At 70.7% G+C, this 16,373-nt stretch carries 19 protein-coding genes; 7 read left to right on the top strand and 12 right to left on the bottom strand.

Annotated elements, in window-relative coordinates; translation table 11 throughout:
- Nucleotides 1-10: 10 nt before the first annotated feature.
- From AB0B66_RS31965 to AB0B66_RS31945, 5 genes are all read right to left on the bottom strand, one after another.
- Nucleotides 11-913, bottom strand: coding sequence for a PH domain-containing protein (locus AB0B66_RS31965; RefSeq protein WP_360536976.1), 903 nt, complete (start codon nt 911-913; stop codon nt 11-13).
- A gap of 5 nt (nt 914-918) precedes the next feature.
- Entirely contained in the window at nt 919-1,077 is a 159-nt protein-coding gene (locus AB0B66_RS31960) for a hypothetical protein (protein ID WP_170213147.1), read from the bottom strand.
- Nucleotides 1,078-1,232: 155 nt separating this feature from the next.
- Nucleotides 1,233-1,889, bottom strand: a complete 657-nt coding sequence (locus AB0B66_RS31955) for a DUF6758 family protein (RefSeq protein WP_360536974.1) — start codon at nt 1,887-1,889, stop codon at nt 1,233-1,235.
- A gap of 62 nt (nt 1,890-1,951) precedes the next feature.
- Nucleotides 1,952-2,590: an RNA methyltransferase gene (locus tag AB0B66_RS31950; protein ID WP_360537052.1), complete on the bottom strand. Its 639-nt coding sequence runs from the start codon at nt 2,588-2,590 to the stop codon at nt 1,952-1,954.
- A gap of 26 nt (nt 2,591-2,616) precedes the next feature.
- Nucleotides 2,617-3,150, bottom strand: a complete 534-nt coding sequence (locus AB0B66_RS31945; protein ID WP_360536972.1) for a hypothetical protein — start codon at nt 3,148-3,150, stop codon at nt 2,617-2,619.
- A gap of 218 nt (nt 3,151-3,368) precedes the next feature.
- On the opposite strand from AB0B66_RS31945, the gene AB0B66_RS31940 reads away from it, so the two are divergent.
- Complete coding sequence (locus AB0B66_RS31940) at nt 3,369-3,833, top strand: MaoC family dehydratase (protein WP_360536970.1); 465 nt, start codon at nt 3,369-3,371, stop codon at nt 3,831-3,833.
- 100 nt (nt 3,834-3,933) lie between these two features.
- Here AB0B66_RS31940 and AB0B66_RS31935 read toward each other — a convergent pair whose 3' ends face one another.
- Entirely contained in the window at nt 3,934-4,314 is a 381-nt protein-coding gene (locus tag AB0B66_RS31935) for a DCC1-like thiol-disulfide oxidoreductase family protein (RefSeq protein ID WP_360536968.1), read from the bottom strand.
- Between the two features lie 151 nt (nt 4,315-4,465).
- Between AB0B66_RS31935 and AB0B66_RS31930 the strand changes: the two genes are divergently transcribed.
- Nucleotides 4,466-4,822 (top strand): thioredoxin domain-containing protein, encoded by a 357-nt coding sequence (locus AB0B66_RS31930; protein WP_360536966.1) that lies wholly within the window; start codon nt 4,466-4,468, stop codon nt 4,820-4,822.
- A 27-nt stretch (nt 4,823-4,849) separates the two neighbouring features.
- Nucleotides 4,850-6,901 carry an intein-containing Rv2578c family radical SAM protein gene (locus AB0B66_RS31925; RefSeq protein ID WP_360536964.1) on the top strand — a complete coding sequence of 684 codons (2,052 nt, stop codon included), beginning with the start codon at nt 4,850-4,852 and terminating at the stop codon, nt 6,899-6,901.
- Here AB0B66_RS31925 and AB0B66_RS31920 read toward each other — a convergent pair.
- Entirely contained in the window at nt 6,888-7,211 is a 324-nt protein-coding gene (locus tag AB0B66_RS31920; RefSeq protein WP_203698679.1) for a DUF3817 domain-containing protein, read from the bottom strand. The genes AB0B66_RS31925 and AB0B66_RS31920 overlap by 14 nt on opposite strands.
- Nucleotides 7,208-7,615, bottom strand: a complete 408-nt coding sequence (locus AB0B66_RS31915) for a hypothetical protein (RefSeq protein WP_360536962.1) — start codon at nt 7,613-7,615, stop codon at nt 7,208-7,210. Before AB0B66_RS31915 ends, AB0B66_RS31920 begins: the two co-directional genes overlap by 4 nt.
- 79 nt (nt 7,616-7,694) lie before the next feature.
- On the opposite strand from AB0B66_RS31915, the gene AB0B66_RS31910 reads away from it, so the two are divergent.
- Nucleotides 7,695-8,378: a hypothetical protein gene (locus AB0B66_RS31910; protein WP_360536960.1), complete on the top strand. Its 684-nt coding sequence runs from the start codon at nt 7,695-7,697 to the stop codon at nt 8,376-8,378.
- Between the two features lie 5 nt (nt 8,379-8,383).
- On the opposite strand, the gene AB0B66_RS31905 is transcribed toward AB0B66_RS31910, so the two are convergent.
- Nucleotides 8,384-9,583: an acyl-CoA dehydrogenase family protein gene (locus AB0B66_RS31905; RefSeq protein ID WP_360536958.1), complete on the bottom strand. Its 1,200-nt coding sequence runs from the start codon at nt 9,581-9,583 to the stop codon at nt 8,384-8,386.
- Nucleotides 9,584-9,745: 162 nt separating this feature from the next.
- On the opposite strand from AB0B66_RS31905, the gene AB0B66_RS31900 reads away from it, so the two are divergent.
- Nucleotides 9,746-10,285, top strand: a complete 540-nt coding sequence (locus AB0B66_RS31900; RefSeq protein WP_360536956.1) for a DUF4190 domain-containing protein — start codon at nt 9,746-9,748, stop codon at nt 10,283-10,285.
- A 15-nt stretch (nt 10,286-10,300) separates the two neighbouring features.
- Nucleotides 10,301-10,855 carry a DUF4190 domain-containing protein gene (locus AB0B66_RS31895; RefSeq protein WP_360536954.1) on the top strand — a complete coding sequence of 185 codons (555 nt, stop codon included), beginning with the start codon at nt 10,301-10,303 and terminating at the stop codon, nt 10,853-10,855.
- A 100-nt stretch (nt 10,856-10,955) separates the two neighbouring features.
- Here the strand turns inward: AB0B66_RS31895 and AB0B66_RS31890 are convergent, their stop codons facing one another.
- Nucleotides 10,956-11,768 carry an SDR family NAD(P)-dependent oxidoreductase gene (locus AB0B66_RS31890; protein ID WP_360536952.1) on the bottom strand — a complete coding sequence of 271 codons (813 nt, stop codon included), beginning with the start codon at nt 11,766-11,768 and terminating at the stop codon, nt 10,956-10,958.
- 101 nt (nt 11,769-11,869) lie between these two features.
- On the opposite strand from AB0B66_RS31890, the gene AB0B66_RS31885 reads away from it, so the two are divergent.
- The gene (locus AB0B66_RS31885) at nt 11,870-12,823 is read left to right on the top strand and encodes a CoA ester lyase (RefSeq protein WP_191840206.1); all 954 of its coding nucleotides are present in this window, start codon (nt 11,870-11,872) and stop codon (nt 12,821-12,823) included.
- 256 nt (nt 12,824-13,079) lie between these two features.
- On the opposite strand, the gene ddaH is transcribed toward AB0B66_RS31885, so the two are convergent.
- Nucleotides 13,080-13,907, bottom strand: coding sequence for a dimethylargininase (gene ddaH, locus AB0B66_RS31880; RefSeq protein WP_360537050.1), 828 nt, complete (start codon nt 13,905-13,907; stop codon nt 13,080-13,082).
- 170 nt (nt 13,908-14,077) lie between these two features.
- The gene (locus AB0B66_RS31875; RefSeq protein WP_360536950.1) at nt 14,078-16,360 is read right to left on the bottom strand and encodes a heavy metal translocating P-type ATPase; all 2,283 of its coding nucleotides are present in this window, start codon (nt 16,358-16,360) and stop codon (nt 14,078-14,080) included.
- Between the last annotated feature and the right edge of the window lie 13 nt (nt 16,361-16,373).

The following is a 16,373-nucleotide window of genomic DNA, read 5'->3' as shown; positions in this document are numbered from 1 at the left end:
ATAGTGGCGACTACTCCTCTTCCGCCTCGCGCCCGAGCCGCGCCTCCACGGCCGCGGGCTCGTACATCTCCTCGACGATGCGCAGGTAGAGCTCGTTCGGGTTCGGCATGTGCTCGACCTTGCTGAGCGCCTGGTCCTGACCGGCGGACTCGAGAACGAACGTGCCGTAGTTGAGCATGCGACCCAGCGGCGACTGCTCGTACTTCATGTCGGTGACCTTCAACAGCGGCATCATCGCCACCTTGCGGGTGATGAGCCCATTGACGAGCATCAGCCGCTTGTTGGTCAGGATGAACCGGTCGAAGTACCAGTCGGCGACGGTCCAGGCGACCCAGCTCATCACCAGCGCCCAGACCACGACGGCGATCACCCACATGCCGGCGATGTCGGACTTCGCCAGGAAGCCGGACAGGTAGCCGAGCGCGAAGGTGGCGAACACGCCGATCAGCAGCGGGTTGGTGAGGTGCACCCAGTGCCGCTTCCACTCACCGCGATAACGCTCGGTGGGGAACAGGTAGCGCGCGACCATGGCGCTCGGCTCGTCTTCGAGCGGGAGCACCCGGCGCGGCCCCAGCGGCACTCCGGACGCGTCGAACCGCAGCCCGGCGAGCTCCTCCTCGGTGAAGTTCGGAAGCTCGTCACCGAGTGGCGCCGTGGTGGCGTTGTCACCGGGGGGTCTGCCTCCGGCGCCGCCCGAAGCGGTGCCGGCGCTCGCCCCCACAGTGGCCTTGCCGATGAAGTGTGCGTGGTCGCCCGGATCGGCGTGCGGCTCGCTCTCAGCCGGTGGCTGAGACTCCGCTCGCGTCCGCGGGATGGGCTCCGTGTCGCGTTCACGGCGACCGGACCACTCCGGACCGTCAGGCCCCGGAGTGCGCTCCTCGCTTGGCTCGTCCGGCCCGAGACCGCCGATCATGTGAGCTAAGCGACCAGGCTGCCGAAGAAGTCACCGAAACCCTGGGCGATGTCCATGACAGTGCCGCCCAGCGTCTTCACGACGTTCGCCGCAGAATCGGGCCGGAACGCCACGAAGAAGATCAAAAAGGCGATGCCGCCCCACGTAAGGATCTTCTTGAGCATGTCGGGCTATCCCCCTCCGCCTGGCCGTGTCCACTCGACATTTGGTGGCCGTGGCGAGACTCAGCGTATCAGTAACGGTGCCTGCCGAGAATCATTAGCGCATATCCGTGCCAGCGCCTTGAGCAGCGTCCGATGAGGAAAGTAAGGAACTCGACTCACCGGGTCGGCCGCAGCCGCGGCGACAGCGCTCCGAACACCAGTTCCGGCGGCAGCCAGTCGCTCAGGTCCTGCAGCGAGACCTCCTCGGACAGGAGGTAGCCGGCCTGCGCGGGCCAGGTCACGGCGTACAGCCAGCGGCCCCGGGCCTCCCCGGCGTACGCGCTGCGGTCGTCGGGCGTGGCCACCGCCCACAGTGGAGTGGGGTGCCCGTCGGCCTTCACCTTCGCGTGCGCGCCGTGCCCACCCTCCCGGTCGAGCAGGGCCGGGCCGGGGTCCGGGCCGGACAGGCCCGCGAAATGCGCCCCCAGCCCTACGCCCGGCTCCTCGGCCACGATCAGCACATCGGCCGGGCCGTCGCTGAACGGTGTCGGCCCGCTGCACGCCAGTGCCGTGGCGGACACTCCGGACCGGTCGTCACCCGCCCACGCCACACCGGTGACGGTCCAGCCGGTCGGCAGCGGCCAGGGGCACCACAGCGGCACCCCCGACTCGGCCGCGCGCTTGGTGGCGCAGACGAAGACGTCATGGTTGACATGCTGGGCGGTGTGCAGCGGCGGGACCGGCCCGTCGCGCTCGCAGACCCAGTCGGAGTGCGCAAGACCGGGCGGCCGCAGATCGCCACCGCACCGCGGACATGACACCGCGAGCCCCATGACCACCACTGTCCGCCCCGTCGTCGGAGCACGTCAAGCCACTCGCCAAGATCGGCGCGTCGTCACGCGGGAGGCGGCCCGGCGTACGCGCGGATCCAGGCGTGCATGGCCACCGCCGAGGCCACCCCGGCGTTGACGGACCGGGTCGAGCCGTACTGGGCGATCGAGTACATCCGGTCGCAGGCCGCCCTGGCCGCCTCGGAAAGCCCCGGCCCCTCCTGGCCGAACAGCAGCACGCAGTGCCGCGGCAGCGTCGTCGTCTCCAGCGGCACGCTGCCGGGCAGGTTGTCGATGCCGATGACGGACACGCCCGCCCCGCGCGCCCAGGAGGCGAAGGCCTCGACCGAGTCGTGGTGGCGTACGTGCTGGTAGCGGTCGGTCACCATCGCGCCGCGCCGGTTCCAGCGGCGGCGGCCCACGATGTGCACCTCGGCGGCCAGGAACGCGTTCGCGGTGCGCACCACCGTGCCGATGTTGAAGTCGTGCTGCCAGTTCTCGATGGCGACGTGGAAGTCGTGCCGCCGGGTGTCCAGGTCGGCCACGATCGCCTCGTGCCGCCAGTACCGGTAGCGGTCCACCACGTTGCGCCGGTCGCCCGCGGCCAGCAGCTCGGGGTCGTAGTGCGCGCCCTCGGGCCAGGCACCGGCCCAGGGGCCGACACCGACCTCCAGTTCGTCGTCTACGACCCGTTCGCGTTCGATGGTCACAAGTGAAGGATTTTAGCTGGTCACACGTTGCGCAGCGCGTCCACCAGGTCGGTCAGGAAGCGCTGCTCGGCCGGGCTGCGGGTGACCCCGCCGATGCCCAGCAGGCCGCCGGTCCGGGCCGCGCCGCAGACCTGGTCCGCGATCGACTCCAGCCAGTGGCGGTACGCCTGGCCGTCGGCCGGCGTGGCGCGCGCGTCGAGCACGATCGCCGCCGCACGGCAGCCGACCAGCACCTCGGTGATCGCGCCATGCGGGTCGCGGAACTGCTCCGCGGCGGGCGGGTCGGGGTCCGCCTCGGCGTAGATCGCGCCGACGATGGCTTTCACCAGCTCGGAGTCGACGTCGGCTCCGGCGGCGATGGCGTTGATGCCGGCCAGGCCCTCGTCGACCGTACGGCGGTCGCTGTCGGGTTCGGCGGAGGTGGCGGCGATCATGACACGGGCCGGGAGCCGGGTCAGCAGCTCCCACTCGTGTGGTTCGAAGGTGAGGGGAGCGATCTCCCGCCGGTACAGCTGGCGCGAGATCAGGTGATCCGCTGCGGAATTGCTCGGCATGGCGACCTCCTGCCGTCAGCATATGCCGCGAGCGCGGACGCTTGCCGCGAAGCGTGCCAATCACCCTGGAGGATCGGGGGCCGTTGTCTGTGATGTAGTTCTCGGCGCGGCCTATGTACTCGTCGGTAACGCTCGTGCAGACTCCTTTTCACAAGCGCGGGCGGCGGGTGCCGGGGAGGGCCCCGCCGTTCGCTGCATCCAGGGGCGGGAGACGGACAATGCAGTTCGGGCGCTACTTCGAAGAGTTCGAGGTCGGGGCGATCTACAAGCACTGGCCCGGCAAGACGGTCACCGAGTACGACGACCACCTCTTCTGCCTGCTGACGATGAACCACCACCCGCTGCACCTGGACGCCCACTACGCGGCGACGCAGACGGACTTCAAGCGCAACGTGGTGGTCGGCAACTACATCTACTCGCTGCTGCTGGGCATGTCGGTGCCCGACGTCAGCGGCAAGGCCATCGCCAACCTCGAGGTCGAGAGCCTGCGCCACGTCGCGCCGACCTTCCACGGCGACACCATCTACGGCGAGACCACGGTGCTCGACAAGCGCGAGTCCGGTTCGAAGCCCGACCGCGGCGTGGTCAGCGTCGAGACCCGCGGCTACAACCAGGACGGCACCCTGGTCTGCATCTTCAAGCGCAAGGTCATGGTCCCCAAGCGCCCCGACACCGCGGAGTAGCCGGTCCGGCGAGCGCCTCGCCGCGCTCCGTTTTCATAGACGCTGGCCTATTACATCGAGTTTCCGTGGCCCGGAGTCGATGTAATAGGCCAGCGTCGATTCAAGGGCGGGGCGGCGGCGGGGGCAGCGCGCAGGCTGCGGTGCCACCCGGGAGCTGGTGGCGGTGGCGGGCGATCCAGCGGTACACCGGCCAGGCCGCGAACCCGACGCCGGGCAGCCCCAGCACGCGACCCACCGGACGCCACGCCGCCCGGCTCGCGCGCAGCAGCGCCGCGATCGCGTCGGGCCCCGCCAGCACGGGCCGGCCGGGCACCACATACTGCACCGCCTCGATGCACCGCTCCCGGGTCAGGCCCAGGGCGGGCAGGTCGGCGCGCTGCCAGGGCACGATCTCCGCGTCGGTGGGCACCCGCCGGCGGAGGAACTCGGCGCACCGGGTGCAGAACGCGCAGTCGCCGTCGTATACGAAGGTCGCGGGCACCCTTACATCGTCGTCCGCAACTCGCCCGCCATATAGCGGGATGGCCTGTGTGTCACGTCACCGTCGGTACCGTGGACAAGACGGGAATGTGCAAGGTGGCGCAGCGGTTTACATGGACGTTGGTCACTCGATCGGAATGAGGAGCACGACAATGGGCACCGTGGAGTTCACGACCGCCAACTTCGGCGAGAAGACGAGCGGGGACGGCATCACCTTCATCGACTTCTGGGCGAGCTGGTGTGGTCCGTGTGTCCGTTTCGCGCCCGTCTACGAGCGGGCCGCGGAGGCGAACCCGGACGTCACCTTCGGCAAGGTGGACACCGAGGCCCAGCAGGAGCTGGCCATGCAGTTCAACATCCAGTCGATCCCCACGATCATGGCGGTCCGCGACGGCGTGATCGTGTACGCCCAGCCGGGCGCGCTGCCCGAGGCGGCGTTCCTGGACCTGATCCAGAAGGTGCGCGAGCTCGACATGGAGAAGGTCAAGGCGGACGCGACGGCTGCCTAGTCTTCGAACATATGTTTGAATAGCGGGGTGCGCTGGAGTCATCTCACCGAGAGCACCCCGCCGGACGCGACCGCGCCGGTGCAGCAGCCGCTGCCCGGCGCGGTCGTGCGTACGTTCGACACTCCCGGCTTCGCCGGGATGACGTTCTACGAGGTACGCGCCAAGTCACTGATCAACAAAGTGGCGGGCGAGCCGCGCGGCGTGCCGTTCGAATACACGATCAACCCGTATCGCGGCTGCACCCACGCCTGCTCGTACTGCCTCGCCGGGGACACGCCGGTGCTGATGGCCGACGGGCGCACCAAACCCATCGCCGAGCTGCGGATCGGCGACGCGATCATCGGCACGGTCCGCGAGGGCTCCTACCGGCGTTACGCGGTGACCCACGTGCGCGACAAGTGGTCCACCGTGAAGCCGGCCTACCGGCTGACCCTGCGCGACGGCACCGAGCTGGTGGCCAGCGGCGACCACCGCTTCCTGACCGACCGGGGCTGGAAGCACGTCACCGGAGCCCGGTCGGGGGCCGACCAGCGGCCGCACCTGACCACCGGCAACAAGCTGATGGGCACCGGCCGCTTCGCCGAGCAGCCCAAGGAGTCGCCGGAATACCGCCGCGGCTACCTGCACGCGGTGCTGCGCCCGGAGCCGGACACCGGCTACCGCGACCCGTACGGCACCGTGCCCCGGTTCCGGCTGGCCGGCGCCGAGCCGCAGGTGCTCAGCCGCACCATCGGGTATCTGCGCGAGTCGGGCGCGCACACCGCCGAGTTCGCCCCGCTGGGCCAGCGCACCGGGCTGCGCACGTACGCCCGGCGTGATCTCGACCTGGTGAGCAGCCTGCTGGAGCGGCCCGACGAGCGCGACGCCGAATGGGACAAGGGTTTCCTGGCCGGGGTCTTCGACGCCGAGGGCAGCCACACCCAGGGGCTGTGGCGCATCGTGCACACCGATCCGGAGCTGGTCGAGCCCACCCGGGCGGCGCTGCGGGCGTTCGGCTTCGAGTTCGTGATCGAGGACCGGCGCGACCCGATCGGGCTGCTCAGCCTGCGACTGCTCGGCGGGCTGCCGGAGAAGCTGCGCTTCTTCCACCTGACCGACCCCGCGGTGACCCGGCGGCGTGCGGTGCAGGGCATCGCGGTCAAGGGCGCCGTGCCGCTGCACGTCACCTCGATCGAGCCGCTCGGCCTGGAACTGCCGCTGTGGGACATCACCACCGGCACCGGCGACTTCATCGCCAACGGCGTGGTCAGCCACAACTGCTTCGCCCGCAACACGCACAGCTACCTCGACCTGGACACCGGGCACGACTTCGACTCGAAGATCGTGGTCAAGGTGAACGCGCCCGAGCTGCTGCGCCACGAGCTGGGCTCGTCCCGCTGGGAAGGCAAGCCGATCGCGATGGGCACCAACGTCGACTGCTACCAGCGCGCCGAGGGCCGCTACCGGCTGATGCCGGGCATCATCGAGGCGCTGTCGGACTGGTCGAACCCGTTCTCGATCCTCACCAAGGGCACGCTGATCCTGCGCGACCTACCGCTGCTGGAGCGGGCGGCGCGGCGCACGAGGGTGTCGGCGGCGTTCTCGATCGGCTTCCTCGACGAACAGCTGTGGCGCAGCGTGGAGTCGGGCACGCCGAGCCCGTCGCGGCGGCTGGATGCGGTGCGCCGGATGAGCGACGCGGGGCTGCGGGTCGGGGTGCTGATGGCACCGATCCTGCCGGGGCTGTCCGACAGCGAGGAGCAGCTCGACGCGACGGTCGGCGCGCTCGTCGCCGCGGGCGCGGCCAGCATCACGCCGCTGGTGCTGCACCTGCGGCCCGGCGCCCGGGAGTGGTATCTGGGCTGGCTCGCCGCCAACCATCCGGACCTGGTGCCGTTCTACGAGCGGCTCTACCCGCGCGGGCGGGCCTACGTGAGCTCCGACTACCAGCGACTGGTCACCGCGAAGGTGCGCCGGGCCTGCCGACGGCACGGGCTGCCCGCGCGCGACACGCCGACGCGCGACCTGGTGCTGACCGGGGAGGAACCGGCGGAGCCCGCCGCCGGGCAGGCGGCGGGCGTCCAGCTCACGCTTCTGTGAACGACGGCTGCCGGTCGGTGCCCTGGATCCAGGCGACCGTGCGCCGCTCCATCACGAACGACAGGAATGGGACGGTGCCGGCCAGCGCCACCAGCAGGATGCGGGTGACCGGCCACTGCACCCGGCGAGCCAGGTCGCCGACCGCGGCGAGGTAGACCACGTACAGCCAGCCGTGCACCGGGGCGATGATCACGACACCGAGGTTGTTGTCGCCGAAGTACTTCATCGGCATGGCGACGAGCGTCAGCAGCAGCAGCATGACGCCCACGATCCAGGCGATGACGCGATACCGGGTGAGTGCGCCGTTCATCGATACTCCTTAGCGGGATAGTCGCTGGGTCGTGCCTCGGGGTTCTCGTTCAGCCAGGCCAGGTATCGGTTGTACTCGGCCAGCTGCGGATCGCCGGAGTCGTCGTCCGCGGCAGTGGGCTGATTCACCCGCCGCGTGATGACCGGCCGCGGCCGGTCCACCGGGTCAACGGCCGCGGCAGCCGGCTCGGCACGGCCCTTGCGCAGGGTGAGCCGGATCTCCCGGACCCAGATCACCACCACGAAGATCGCGAAGATCGGCCACTCGAAGGTGTACGCCCAGCTCAAGGTGTTTCCCTCGGCGGCACGGCCCGCCTGCCACCAGCCGAGGGCCAGACATGTGACGACGGCCAGCAGCGCCAGCGCATGACCGGCCAGCCAGCCGGGGGTGAGCAGTCGTCGCACGTCGGCCAGAATAGCCTGCCCCGGAATCGACACCGGCCGCGCCGTTGGTGGAGGTGAGGTGGTCTCGTAGCCTTTCCGGGTGATCGCCGTGCCGACGACCCCGCGCGCCCGCTCCGCCTACCTGACCGCGGCCGGGCTGCTGCTCATCGCCGGCGCGTGGTGGTACGGGAGCACCACGCCCATCCACCCGCTGTCCCAGGACGAGGCGGGCACCCTCTGGCTGGTCGTCATCGGTGTCGGAGCCGCGCTCGCCCGCTCGTTCCACCTCAGCCGCCACCCGACCGGGCAGTGGCGGCAGGGCGCCGCCGACGGCGAACCCGGCCTCGTCCTCACCCCGGTGTCCGACCGGGTGCTGACCGGAATCTGGTTCGCCGTGCAGCTGCCGATCATCGCCCGCTGGGCGCGGCTGAACGACGGCCGCGAACTCGTCTTCGCGATCGGGTGGACCCTGCTCACGCTGGGGCTGCTCTGGGTCGTCGTGCGCCCCGCCCATGGCAGCGCCCGCCAGATCGTGATCAACGCGAGCGGGGTCCGTGTGCACCGCCGCCACTTCCCCTGGTCGCAGATCCGCTCCGCACGTCTCAACAGCGGGTCGGGCCTGCGTCTGGAGACCACCGACGGCGCCCTGCGGCTGCGCGGGGCCGAATACCGCATGCGCGACACCGACATAGCCGGCGTCCTCCAGTACTACCTGGACCACCCCGAACGCCGCGGCGACCTGGCCCACCTCACGGCCGCCCCACCGGAACTCCGCTCCCACTGACGTGCTCAGCGGGCGCGGTACTCCTTGAGCAGGCCGCGGGAGATGATGGTCTTCTGGATCTCGCTGGTGCCTTCGCCGATGAGCAGGAACGGGGCCTCGCGCATGAGGCGCTCGATCTCGTACTCCTTGGAGAAGCCGTAGCCGCCGTGGATGCGGAACGACTCGGTGACGATCTCGTGGCAGTACTCGCTGGCCAGCAGCTTGGCCATGCCGGCCTCGACGTCGTTGCGCTCGCCGGAGTCCTTCAGCCGGGCCGCGTTGACCATCAGGGCGTGCGAAGCCTCGATCTTGGTGCCCATCTCGGCCAGCTTGAACGCGATGGCCTGGTGCTGGGCGATCGGCTTGCCGAACGTCGAGCGCTGCTGGGCGTACGCCACAGCCAGCTCGAACGCGCGGATCGAGATGCCGCAGGCGCGGGCGGCCACGTTGACGCGGCCCACCTCGATGCCGTCCATCATCTGGTAGAAGCCGCGGCCCGCCTTGTCGGCGCCGCCGAGGATCGCCGACTCGGGCACCCGGTGGCCGTCGAGCACCATCTCGGTGGTCTCGACGCCCTTGTAGCCCATCTTCTCGATCTTGCCGGGGATCGTCAGGCCGGGCGCGGTCTCGCCGAAGCCGGGCTCCTTCTCCAGCAGGAACGTGGTCATGTTGCCGTAGACGCTGTCCGCGCCCTGGTCGGTCTTGACCAGGGTGGCCACCACCGACGAGTAAGCCCCGTTGGTCAGCCACATCTTCTGGCCGTTGAGCACGTAGGTGTCGCCGTCGCGCACCGCGCGCGTCTTGATCGCCGAGACGTCGGAGCCGGTCTCCGGCTCCGACATGCTGAACGCGCCGCGCACGTCACCGGTGGCCATGCGCGGCAGCAGCCGCTGCTTCTGCTCTTCCGAGCCGTGCTGGCCGACCAGGTACGCCACGATGAAGTGGGTGTTGACGATGCCGGACACCGACATCCAGCCGCGGGACAGCTCCTCCACAACCAGCGCGTAGGTCAGCAGCGACTCGCCGAGGCCGCCGTACTCCTCGGGGATGGTCAGGCCGAACAGGCCCATCTCCTTCATCCCGGCGAGGATCTCCTCGGGGTACTCGTCGGCGTGCTCCAGCCGCTGCGCGCGCGGAATGATCTCCTTGTCCGCGAACTCGCGTACCGTTTCGAGAATGGCGGTCTGCACATCGGACAAGCCGGGAGTACGGGCGAGACGAGCCATATGTCAGCCTCCTGGGCACTGAACGAACCTTCAGGTGAGCTGAGTATGAGCCGGGCCACCGTCCCATCCAAGGCGCTTGACAGCACCGTCACTGTGAAAAGGTTCACCGGGTTCGCTACCGTGCCCTGAACCCATATCCGAGAGACGAGGCACCAGCCCCCCATGACCTACCCGCCGCCCGCGAGCCCGGATCCCTTCAGCCAGCAGCCTGATCCGTACGCCGCACCCGCCACCCCGAACCCGTACTCCCCTCCGCCCGCGGCCGACCCCTACGCGGCGCCGCCGGTCAGCGCGGACCCGTACGCGGCGCCGGCCGTCAGCGGTGCGCCGTACTCCCCGCAGCCGACCGGCGCGTACGGCGTGCCCTACACCCCGTACGCGGCGGCCGGTCCGGCCACGCCCGGCACCAACGGCATGGCGATCGCGTCGATGGTGCTCGGCATCGTGGGCCTGCTGATGTGCTGGTGCTACGGCATCGGCGCGCTGCCCGGCCTCATCGGCGCGATCCTCGGCCACGTGAGCCAGAAGCAGATCCGGGAGCGCCAGCAGGAGGGCCGGGGCATGGCCATCGCCGGCATCATCACCGGATGGTCCGCCGTCGCGCTGACCGTCATCGGGGTCGCGATCGTCGCCATCCTCATCGCCAACGACCCGACCTTCTGGGACGCGGTGCAAAACGGCAGCAGCAGCGACTGGGACTGACAGGAGACAACAGCCATGACGTATCCGCCGCCCGCCGGCCAGGACCCGTACGCGGCCCAGCCGGACCCGTACGCGCCACCGCCCGCCGCACCGAACCCGTACGGTGCGCCGGCCTACGGCTCCCCGGCCGTGCCCGGCTCCCCGGTGACGCCGCCGATGAGCGCGCCGCCCGCGAGCGTGCCACCGGCCGCACCGCAGCCCTACGGCGACCCCTACAAGTCCGGCGACCCGTACGCCGCGCCGCAGCCGCAGTACGGCCAGCCTCCGTACGGTCAGCAGCCGTACGGCGGTTACCCGCCGCCGCGGCAGCAGAACAGCATGGCCCTGGTCGCGCTGATCCTGTCCCTCGTCGGCCTGATGACCTGGATCACCGCCCCGATCGGCGCAATCCTCGGCCACTCGGCGATGAAGCAGATCCGCCAGACCGGCGAGGACGGCGAGGGCATGGCCAAGGCGGCCATCATCGTCGGCTGGATCATCACGGGTCTCGGCATCGTCGGCTGCCTCTGCGCCTTCGGCCTGCCGTTCCTGGCCATGATCGGCGTGAGCGGCGCGAGCACCTACAACTGACCCCGGCCCGCTCGGGACAGCCGGGCGCGCCGACGAACACGATCGAGGCTCCGGCCTGCTGTGACAGCAGGCCGGAGCCTCGACTTGGTTGACCGTCTCGTCAGAGCACGGCGGCGGCGCTCGCGTCCCACAGCCGGGCGGCGAACTGCGGGTCGCGGGCACTGGGGTGCGGGCGGGTCGGCTTGCGCAGCACGTAGTACGCCCCGTTGCTCAGCCGGCCCGGGTCCTCCGTGGCCAGCCAGACCAGCTGGTCGGCGCCCTGTTCGGGGGTGGCGATCCCGGGGCCGATCTTGTAGAACAGCCGGGCGGCGGGGGTGCCGAACCGGGTGCGCACCACGCCCGGGTGGAACGAGAAGCTGAGCAGATCCGGCCAGCGCCGGGCGGCCTCGGCCGCGAACAGGATGTTGGCCCGCTTCGAGCCGCCGTAGGCCAGCCAGGCGCTGTAGATCCCGCCGCGCCGGTCCAGGTTGTCCGGATCGAGGGTGCCGAACGAGTGCGCCATCGACGCCGTGTTCACGATGCGGGCGCCCGGTGCCAGCTGGTCGCGCAGCAGGTTCGCCAGCAGGAACGGGGCCAGGTGGTTGGTCTGGATGGTCAGCTCGTGACCGTCCACGGTGGTGGTGCGCCGGTTGGCGACCAGGCCGGCGTTGTTGGCCAGCACGTCGACGCGCTGGCCGGAGAGCTTGGCGGCGAGGTCGCGCACCTGCGACAGCTGCGCGAAGTCGGCCAGCAGACCGACCGGCTCGGGGCCCGCCGCGGCCTCGCGCACCGCGCCCAGTGCCGCGTCCAGCCGTCCGGGATCGCGCCCGACGAGGGTGACCAGCCAGCCCTGCCGTACCAGCGCGACCGCCGCCGCCTGCCCGATGCCGGACGTGGCTCCGGTGATCACCGCGTGCCGCGTGAGATCTTCCACAGTCCCGTTCTCCTCTCGACGGGAGTGAGGTTACCGTGGCGTCAACTACTGAACACCCCGTGACGAAGTCACGGGCAGGCAGCGAAGCCTAAGGAGTATCGATGGCCGCTCTCGGGCGTTCCCGCAGGTCCTGCCTGGCCGTGCCGGGTTCCAGCGTCAAGATGCTCGGCAAGGCCCAGGGCCTGCCGGCCGACCAGGTCTTCCTGGACCTGGAGGACGCGGTGGCCCCGCTGGCCAAGCCTGAGGCCCGCAAGAACATCGTCGCCGCGCTCAACGAGGGCGACTGGGCCGGCAAGACCCGCGTGGTACGGGTCAACGACCTGACCACGCCGTGGACGTACACCGACGTCATCGAGATCGTCGAGGGCGCGGGCGCCAACCTGGACGCGATCATGCTGCCCAAGGTGCAGAGCGCGTCGCACGTGGAGTGGCTCGACCTGACGCTGACCCAGTTGGAGAAGTCGCTCGGCCTGCCGGTCGGCGCGATCGGCATCGAGGCCCAGATCGAGAACGCCGCCGGACTGGTCAACGTGGACGCCATCGCGGCCGCCTCGCCGCGCGTCGAGACGATCATCTTCGGCCCCGCCGACTTCATGGCCTCGATCAACATGAAGTCGCTGGTCGTCGGCTCGCTCATCCCGGGCTACCCGGGCGACCCGTACCACTACATCCTGATGCGCATCCTGATGGCCGCTCGTATGCACGACAAGCAGGCCATCGACGGGCCGTACCTGCAGATCAAGGACGTGGACGGGTTCACCGAGGTGGCCCGGCGCTCGGCCGCGCTCGGCTTCGACGGCAAGTGGGTGCTGCACCCCGGCCAGATCGACGCCGCCAACGAGGTCTACTCGCCGGCCCAGTCCGACTACGACCACGCCGAACTGATCCTCGACGCGTACGACTACTACACCTCGGAGCAGGGCGGCCGCCTCGGCGCGGTGATGCTCGGCGACGAGATGATCGACGAGGCCTCCCGCAAGATGGCCCTGGTCATCTCCGCGAAGGGCCGCGCGGCCGGCATGACCCGCACCACGTCGTTCACGCCCCCCGCCTGACCTTCGCCGCGACTCACCCGCCGGCCCGGCGACGCGCCCCCGGCCACGGGGATATCGCGCTCGAACGCATTTGCTCTGCACCCATTTCCTTGCTCTGCACCCGCGGACGCAACGGCGCAGGGGGGCTCGCTCGGCGGCCGCCGCTGCGGTGCCTAGGGGGTTGCGCCAATGGGTGCAGAGCAAGCTTTTGGGTGCAGAGCAAATGCGGCCGGGACCTGTAGGTCCCGGCCGCAGCTTTCGATCAAGGGGTACCCCGTCAGTCACGGAGTTCGGCGATGCAGCACTTCACGCTGCCGCCGCCCTTCTTCAGCTCGGCGAGGTCGACCAGCACCGGGTGGTAGCCGGCGGCGATGAGCTTGTCCGCGAACGCGGTCGACTCGGTGTTGATCACGACGTTGCGGCCGTCGCTGACCAGGTTCAGGGCGAACGCAAGCGCGTCGGCCTCGTCGGCGATCACCGCGTTCGGGAACAGCTGCGCGATGACCTTCTGCGACGCCTGCGAGAACGCGCCCGGGTAGTAGGCGATGTTCTCGTCGTCGAGCACGGTCAGCGCGACGTCGAGGTGGTAGAAGCGCGGGTCGACCAGCTTCAGCGAGATCACCGGGCGGCCCAGGGCCTCGGCGGCCTCGGCGTGCGCGGCGGGCTCGGTGCGGAAGCCGTACCCGGCGAGCGCGATGCCGCCGTGGGCGTCGGGCAGGTAGGCGAAGTCGCCCTCACCCTCGTTGATCTGGGTCGGCGCGACGAAGGTGTACTCCGCGCGGGACTCGTAGAATGCCCGGTGCGCGGCGGCCTCGTCGGCGCGCTGCGGGTAGCGGAACTTCGCGCCGTACGCGACGCCGTCGACGACGAACCCGCCGTTGGCCGCGAAGACCATGTCCGGCAGGCCGGCCTGCGGAGTGAGCACGTGCACCGTGTGTCCGAGGTCGACCATGGTCTGCCGCAGCACGTCCCACTGCTTGACCGCCAAAGCGGTGTCCACCGGCGCGGTGGTGTCCATCCACGGGTTGATGGCGTACTCCACGACGAAGTGCTCCGGGGCGCACATCAGGTAGGTACGCGGACGGGGCCGCCGGGCAGTGGGGATCAAGTCACGCTCTGTCACGATCAGCAAGGTTACGCACCTGCGCCGCCGCTCAGTAGCGGGAAGGATTGCGTCCTTGTGCTGGTCTGTTGCGTCTTCGCCCCGTCGACCGGCGGTCTGTTGCGTGAAAGGGCAGGTTCGTTTACGGATCCGAGCACACCCAGCGTGACGGATCAGCGGAAACGGAACAGGCGGAGCGAATTCGTCACCACGAAGATACTGCTCAACGCCATCGCGGCGGCGGCCAGCACGGGCGTGACCAGGCCTGCCGCGGCCAGCGGCAGCGCGGCCACGTTGTAGGCGAACGCCCAGAACAGGTTGCCCTTGATCGTGCGCAGGGTGGCCCGGGACAGCCGGATCGCGTCGGCCGCGACGGTCAGGTCCCCGCGGACCAGCGTCAGGTCGGCCGCCTCGATCGCGGCGTCGGTGCCGGTGCCCATCGCCAGGCCGAGGTCCGCGGCGGCCAGCGCGGCCGCGTCGTTCACCCCGTCGCCGACCATCGCCACGGTGTGCCCCTGCTCCTGCAGCCGGCGCACGGCGTCGACCTTGCCGGCCGGGAGCACTCCCGCGATCACCTCGTCGATGCCCACCTCGGCCGCCACCGCCCGCGCCGGGCCCTCGGCGTCACCGGTCAGCAGCACCGGGCGCAGCCCGAGCCGCCGGAACTCGGCCACCGCGGCCGCCGAGCCGGGCTTGACCGTGTCCGCGACGAGCAACCAGCCCGCGAACTCGCCGTCCAGCGCCACCGCCACCGCGGTCCGCGCCTCGTCGGCCGGGACTCCGTCCGCCTGCTTCCCGCCCGGCGCGGCCTGCCCCACCCGCCCGGTCACGCCGCCCACGGCGTTCGCGACAGGCGCGAGGTCGAGGGCCACACCGTGCTCGGCGAGCAGCGCGGCACGCCCGACCAGCACCTTGCGGCCTTCGACGACGCCTTGTGCACCCAGACCGGGCAGGGACTGGAAGTCACGCACCGCGCCAGGGGCGATGCCGTGCGCGGCCGCGCCGGTGACGACAGCCCGCGCGATCGGGTGCTCGGAGGCGTGCTCCACCGCCGCGGCGTACCGCAGCAGGTCCTGCTCCTGCATCCCGGCGGCGGGGCGCACGTCGGCCAGCCCCATCACCCCGGTGGTGACCGTGCCCGTCTTGTCGAGCACGACCGTGTCCACCCGGCGGGTCGATTCGAGCACCTCGGGGCCCTTGATCAGGATGCCGAGCTGCGCGCCCCGGCCGGTGCCCACCAGCAGCGCGGTCGGCGTGGCCAAGCCCAGCGCGCAGGGGCAGGCCACGATCAGCACCGCCACCGCCGCGGTGACCGCGGCCGAGGACACGCCGCCGTCGTACGCCGTCCAGAACGCGAACGTGCCCACCGACAGCGCGATCACCACCGGGACGAACACGCTGGAGATCCGGTCGGCCAGCCGCTGCACGGGCGCCTTGCCCGACTGGGCCTCGGTGACCAGCTTCGCCATCTGCGCGAGCTGGGTGTCCGCGCCGACCCGGGTCGCCCGCACCACCAGCCGGCCGCCCGCGTTCACGGTCGCGCCGACGACCGCGTCACCGACGCCGACCTCGACCGGCATGCTCTCGCCGGTCAGCAGGGCGGTGTCCACCGCGCTGCTGCCCTCCACGATCACCCCGTCGGTGGCGATCTTCTCGCCGGGGCGCACCACGAACAGGTCGCCGACCGCGAGCCGGGCCACCGGGACCCGCTGCTCGACGCCGTTGCGCAGCAGCACCGCGTCCTTCGCGCCCAGGTCCAGCAGGGCTCGCAGGGCCGAGCCCGCCCGGCGCTTGGCCCGGTGCTCGAACCAGCGCCCGGCCAGCAGGAACGTGGTCAGGGTGGTGGTCACCTCCAGGTAGAGGTGCATACCCGGGTCCTCGCCCCGGGTGGCCAGCCAGGTCAGCGACATGGTCATGCCGGGCAGACCCGCGCCGCCGAGGAACAGCGCCCAGGCGCTCCAGCCGTACGACACCAGCACGCCGAGGCTGATCAGCGTGTCCATGGTGGCCGCGCCGTGGCGCGCGTTGAGCGCGGCGGCCCGGTGGAACGGCCACGCGCCCCACACCGCGACCGGGGTGGCCAGCGTGAACGCCAGCCACTGCCAGTTGGTGAACTGCAGCGCCGGGATCATGCTGAGCAGCACCACCGGCACGGTCAACAGCCCGCTGATCAGCAGCCGCTGCCCCAGCGGGTCGGGCTCGGGCCGGGCGGCCTCGTCGGCGGAGGCAGTGGCCTGCGGCACGGCGGCCGTGTACCCGGTGGCCTCGACGACCTTGATCAGGTCGTCGAGGGAGACCGTCTCCGGGTAGGTCACGTGCGCGGTCTCGGTGGCGAAGTTGACGGTGGCGGACACGCCGTCCACCCGGTTCAGCTTCTTCTCCACCCGGCCGGCACAGGTGGCGCAGGTCATCCCGCCGATGTTCAGCTCGATGACGTTCGCCTGCCGCAGGTCCATGACCCCTTGCCCC

The sequence above is a fragment of the Catellatospora sp. NPDC049111 genome (assembly GCF_040648615.1).
In the GTDB taxonomy this organism is placed as follows: domain Bacteria; phylum Actinomycetota; class Actinomycetes; order Mycobacteriales; family Micromonosporaceae; genus Catellatospora; species Catellatospora aurea.
Note: the sequence above shows the minus strand (reverse complement) of the source record. Positions and strands in the feature narration are given on the sequence as shown.

What these genes read in the sequence shown, in the direction of transcription:
- AB0B66_RS31895 (WP_360536954.1), top strand. Translation starts at nt 10,301, where the DNA reads ATGACGTATCCGCCGCCCGCCGGCCAGGACCCGTACGCGGCCCAGCCG.
- AB0B66_RS31965 (WP_360536976.1), bottom strand. Translation starts at nt 913, where the DNA reads ATGATCGGCGGTCTCGGGCCGGACGAGCCAAGCGAGGAGCGCACTCCG.
- AB0B66_RS31900 (WP_360536956.1), top strand. Translation starts at nt 9,746, where the DNA reads ATGACCTACCCGCCGCCCGCGAGCCCGGATCCCTTCAGCCAGCAGCCT.
- AB0B66_RS31885 (WP_191840206.1), top strand. Translation starts at nt 11,870, where the DNA reads ATGGCCGCTCTCGGGCGTTCCCGCAGGTCCTGCCTGGCCGTGCCGGGT.
- AB0B66_RS31920 (WP_203698679.1), bottom strand. Translation starts at nt 7,211, where the DNA reads ATGAACGGCGCACTCACCCGGTATCGCGTCATCGCCTGGATCGTGGGC.
- AB0B66_RS31905 (WP_360536958.1), bottom strand. Translation starts at nt 9,583, where the DNA reads ATGGCTCGTCTCGCCCGTACTCCCGGCTTGTCCGATGTGCAGACCGCC.
- AB0B66_RS31960 (WP_170213147.1), bottom strand. Translation starts at nt 1,077, where the DNA reads ATGCTCAAGAAGATCCTTACGTGGGGCGGCATCGCCTTTTTGATCTTC.
- AB0B66_RS31940 (WP_360536970.1), top strand. Translation starts at nt 3,369, where the DNA reads ATGCAGTTCGGGCGCTACTTCGAAGAGTTCGAGGTCGGGGCGATCTAC.
- AB0B66_RS31945 (WP_360536972.1), bottom strand. Translation starts at nt 3,150, where the DNA reads ATGCCGAGCAATTCCGCAGCGGATCACCTGATCTCGCGCCAGCTGTAC.
- AB0B66_RS31955 (WP_360536974.1), bottom strand. Translation starts at nt 1,889, where the DNA reads ATGGGGCTCGCGGTGTCATGTCCGCGGTGCGGTGGCGATCTGCGGCCG.
- AB0B66_RS31930 (WP_360536966.1), top strand. Translation starts at nt 4,466, where the DNA reads ATGGGCACCGTGGAGTTCACGACCGCCAACTTCGGCGAGAAGACGAGC.
- AB0B66_RS31875 (WP_360536950.1), bottom strand. Translation starts at nt 16,360, where the DNA reads ATGGACCTGCGGCAGGCGAACGTCATCGAGCTGAACATCGGCGGGATG.